Annotated in this window: 3 protein-coding genes and 1 pseudogene; 2 read left to right on the top strand and 2 right to left on the bottom strand. The window is 74.6% G+C overall.

Annotated features, from left to right (window positions below):
- A pseudogene (locus HUW36_RS28295) lies at positions 1 to 489 on the top strand (hypothetical protein); the annotation flags it as partial.
- Positions 490 to 520: 31 nt separating this feature from the next.
- A complete protein-coding gene (locus tag HUW36_RS28290) occupies positions 521 to 1,564 on the top strand; it encodes a 3-dehydroquinate synthase family protein (protein ID WP_174530920.1) in 1,044 nt (347 codons plus the stop codon).
- A gap of 575 nt (positions 1,565 to 2,139) precedes the next feature.
- Here the strand turns inward: HUW36_RS28290 and HUW36_RS28285 are convergent.
- On the bottom strand, positions 2,140 to 2,868 hold the full coding sequence (locus HUW36_RS28285) for an HAD-IA family hydrolase (protein ID WP_174530919.1): 729 nt from the start codon (positions 2,866 to 2,868) through the stop codon (positions 2,140 to 2,142).
- A 34-nt stretch (positions 2,869 to 2,902) separates the two neighbouring features.
- Positions 2,903 to 3,580, bottom strand: a 678-nt coding sequence (locus tag HUW36_RS28280) for a Gfo/Idh/MocA family protein (protein ID WP_246248362.1), incomplete at its 5' end; no start/stop codon positions are given.

Raw genomic sequence — 3,580 nt, 5'->3', positions numbered from 1 at the left:
GGCCCGCTCGCACACGCCGGCAGCGAGCTGGCGCTGACCCTGCTCGGCGGTGAGCCGCCCTGGCTGGCCGGGCTGGAGCTGCCGCTGGCGGTGACGCACCTGCGGCACCTGTGCGGGTTGGTGCCGGCCGGCGACCGGCCGGCCTTCCTGTTCCTGCACTGGCAGGACCGCAGCCGCCCGCTGACCGGGGCGCAGCGCCGGGACCTGGCCGCGCAGGCACAGGCCGGCGCGGACAAGATCGTGCTGGCCGCCGCCGACCTGCCGTTGGCCGAGGAGCCGGTGGCCGCGGCCTGGGGCCGCTACCTGGACCGGGTGGACGAGGTGGCCGCGCAGGACCACCCGGCCGCCCCGCGCGGCTTCCTGATCGCCACGCACGCCCAGCTCACCCACTGCCGTTGGGGCATCGACCCGGCCGTCGACGCGCTGGCCGCGCTGGCGTTGCGGATGGCCGGACCGGGCGTACCCGCGCCCGCCGGACGGGCCGGATGACAGTGGGTTCCTCGACCGCCGGGAGAGTCGCATGACCGTCCAGGGCAGCGTGTGCGCCCGTACCGTCGACGTGGAGCTGGGCGACCGGTCGTACCCGGTGGTCGTCGGCCCCGGCGTGCGGCACCGGCTGGCGGCGGAGGTGGCGCGCGTCGGCGCCCGCCGGGTCGTGGTGGTCTCGGCCCGGCCGCCGGCATGGACGCCCGACCCGGGCGTGCCGCACCGGGTGGTGCCGGCCCGCGACGGCGAGCACGACAAGACGCTGGCCACCGTGGAGTCGCTGTGCCGGGCGTTCGCCGAGTTCGGGCTGACCCGCGCCGACGCGGTGGTCTCCTGCGGCGGCGGCACCACCACCGACGTGGTCGGCCTGGCCGCCGGGCTCTACCACCGGGGCGTCGCGGTGCTCCACCTGCCGACGTCGTTGCTGGCCCAGGTGGACGCCAGTGTCGGCGGCAAGACCGCGGTGAACCTGCCCGAGGGCAAGAACCTGGTCGGCGTCTACTGGCAGCCGCGCGCGGTGCTCTGCGACACCGACTACCTGGGCACGCTGCCGGAGGTGGAGCGGCGCAACGGCTACGGGGAGATCGCGCGCGCCCACTTCATCGGCGCCGGCGACCTGCGCGGCCGGACCGTGACCGAGCAGATCACCGCGTGCGTGGCGCTCAAGGCCCGGGTGGTGGCCGCCGACGAGCGCGACGCGGGACTGCGACACATCCTCAACTACGGCCACACGCTGGGGCACGCGCTGGAGCGGGCCACCGACTACCGGCTGCGCCACGGCGAGGCGGTCGGCGTCGGCACGGTCTTCGCGGGTCGGCTGGCCGGCCGGCTGGGCCGGATCCCCGCCGCGCGGGTCGCCGAGCACCACGAGGTGGTCGATGGCTACGGCCTCGACACCTGCCTGCCGTCCGGGGTGGACGCCGACGAGCTGATCGCGTTCATGCGGCGGGACAAGAAGTCCACCGCCGGCCTGTCCTTCGTGCTCGACGGCCCGGCCGGCCCGGAGCTGGTCGCGAACGTGCCGGAGGACGAGGTCCGGTCCGCGCTCACGAGCATCTCCACCCGACGTCTCCGGTGACCGGACGTCGTCGAACAATAGTAAGGTTCGATGCGACGGAGGGGAGTATTCCCTCGCGTCGGCCTCGTCAGCACGGAACGCCCGTCAGGGCAGTCCCGGGGCAGGTGGCGTTGTTCCCCACGTGGCGCGGAAGAGACCTCCGAGAGGCGTGAGCGACGCGGTCCCCATGAGGATCGCGGTGAGCACGAGGGAGGCACACCACCAGACGTCGTCGGCCGGCCACCGACCTGTGGGCCGGCAAGCCCCGGGCTGAAGGGTGAACCCCGCGATGAACAGATACTGCTAGCGGGACGTGACCGTGGGAGACGCCGCGCGACTGGTCCCAGCGGTCGTTTCCCTCGTGATCTCGACCGGGCTGCTCCTGTTGACGCTCGACCTCGTGAGGAAGTCGACCACGACGGGCGGAGCCTTCGAGATCTCGTGGCAGCCGTTTGCGTTCCATATCAAGTTCTGGGCCAAGGCGCCGGAAGGGCACCTTGCCGACACCGCCGGTGACGAGCGACCACCGCCACCGCCACCGCCGACGAGCGACCTCCGGCCACGCCAGCGCCCACCATCTCGCCGAGGTGGCGGTGTCAACCGCGCTCGGACCCCGCCATCTCCCCGAGCTGGTGTGGATCACGGGCGGGGCAGTGGGTGAGCAGCTCGTCGGGCTTGTGGGCGACCAGGTCGGGGCCGGCCGCGAGCAGGGCCGTCACGTCGCCGCCGTGCCAGGTGGTGGCGACCGTGGTCACCCCGGCGTCCCGACCGCTGGTCAGGTCCGTGATCGCGTCACCGACCATCATCGCCGCGGTCGGCGGCATGCCGAGCAGGTCCAGCGCACGCAGCACGATGTCCGGGGCGGGCTTGGGCCGGGGCACCTCGTCCGAGCCGATCACGTGGTCGAACAGGGCGAGCACGCCGAGCAGGTCCAGCAACGACCGGGCGCGCGGCCCGCTCTTGCCGGTGGCCACCGCCATCCGGATCCCCCGCTCGTGCAGCGCCTCCAGCGTCTCGCGGACGCCGGGGAACAGCGGCACCCGGTGGGCCAGCCGGTAGCTCTCCCGGACGAACGGGCCCTCCATCTCCAGCGGCAGGCCCATCAGCCGCATGATGTCCGGGAAGTACCGCCCCATGTGCCGGTTGTACTCCTCGAACGGCGCCGGCCCGCCGCCGACCACCTCGGCGTACGCGATGCTGAACGCCTCGCGCATCACCGCCGAGCTGTCGACCACGACCCCGTCGAGGTCGAACACGACCGCGCGGATCGGGCCCGGTCGGGGGGCGAGGACGGCGGCGACGGCGTTGGACGGCGGCTGGCTCATGACTGCTCCCGGTGGGTGAGGTCGCCGGTGGTTCTCACCGGTCGCGCGCTCCCGCCAGCGCGGGCACCGGCGGGGTGGGCCGGGCGCAGCGGTAGACGCGTTCGATGGCGTCGATGGTGCGGCGGGCGTCGGCCGCGGCCACGCCCCGGCTCGCCGGGTCGGCGAGCAGACCGGGCAGGGCGTCGAGCTGCCTGTCGTACTCGGCGCCGATGGGCTCTGCGGGCAGCGGCAGGCGGACCGTCTCCCCGTCGCGGGTGCGGGTCAGCTCCGGCGTGGCGTCCCGATTCGGGCTGAACCCGAACGTGCAGCGCAACGTCACCGAGCCGGCGGTGCCGTGCACGGAGACGGTGGTCCGGTCGCGCGCCTCGTGCGAGGCCCAGCAGGCGTGCAGGGCGGCGGACGCGCCGTCGGCGGTGAGCAGGAAGGCTCGCGCGGTGTCCTCGACGTCGCCCCGCCCGCCGGTGCCGGCGGTGCCGCGCCAGGCGGCCCGCGCGGCGTCGTCGTTGACGAAGTCGTCGGAGACGCTGCCGACCGCGTGCGCGATCGACGCCGGCCCGAGCAGCGGCAGCACGGTGTCGAGCAGGTGCCAGCCGAGGTCGACGAGCGCGCCGCCGCCGGACAGGTCGCGCCTGGTGAACCAGCCGCCCGCATCGGGCACGCCGCGGGCGCGTACCCAGGCGACGTCGACGTGCCGGACCGGCCCGATGTCGGC

It is taken from the genome of Micromonospora maritima, assembly GCF_902825405.1.
Taxonomy (GTDB): domain Bacteria; phylum Actinomycetota; class Actinomycetes; order Mycobacteriales; family Micromonosporaceae; genus Micromonospora; species Micromonospora maritima.
Note: the sequence above shows the minus strand (reverse complement) of the source record. Positions and strands in the feature narration are given on the sequence as shown.

Excerpts from the sequence above, each read along its gene's own strand:
- HUW36_RS28290 (WP_174530920.1), top strand. The coding sequence starts at position 521 with ATGACCGTCCAGGGCAGCGTGTGCGCCCGTACCGTCGACGTGGAGCTG.
- HUW36_RS28285 (WP_174530919.1), bottom strand. The coding sequence starts at position 2,868 with ATGAGCCAGCCGCCGTCCAACGCCGTCGCCGCCGTCCTCGCCCCCCGA.